This window comes from Cryobacterium sp. 10I1 (genome assembly GCF_035019805.1).
GTDB classification, from domain to species: domain Bacteria; phylum Actinomycetota; class Actinomycetes; order Actinomycetales; family Microbacteriaceae; genus Cryobacterium; species Cryobacterium glucosi.
This window is the reverse complement of the sequence record NZ_JASJVF010000652.1, coordinates 1-271: the sequence shown is the minus strand read 5'-3', so window position 1 is coordinate 271 and position 271 is coordinate 1. Positions and strand designations below refer to the sequence as shown.

The window sequence follows — 271 nt, the reverse complement described above, 5'->3', positions numbered from 1 at the left end:
AGATCGGGGTGGAGACGGCGGAGTTGATCGTGGCCGGGTTGCAGGTGATCAGTCACCGGGTGGCGCCGGATGACCTGTTGACGGCGGAGCGGGCCCTGGTCGCCTCTGCGGCGGGGCTGATCACCCCGGAGACGGAGAACCTGGCCGGGGCGGGTGTCGCGGTGACGACGGACTTGATCCGGGGCATGGTCGCTCAGTGGCAGGCGGCCCTGGACCCCGACGGGGTCCTCCCAACCGAGGACCTGTTCGAAGCGAAGTCCAACATCGGCTT

General features: G+C 69.0%; 1 protein-coding gene. It reads left to right on the top strand.

Features of this window, described 5'->3' with window-relative positions:
• Positions 1–29 precede the first annotated feature (29 nt).
• Positions 30–271, top strand: a 242-nt coding sequence (locus QN345_RS20185) for a hypothetical protein (protein ID WP_323509261.1), incomplete at its 3' end; no start/stop codon positions are given.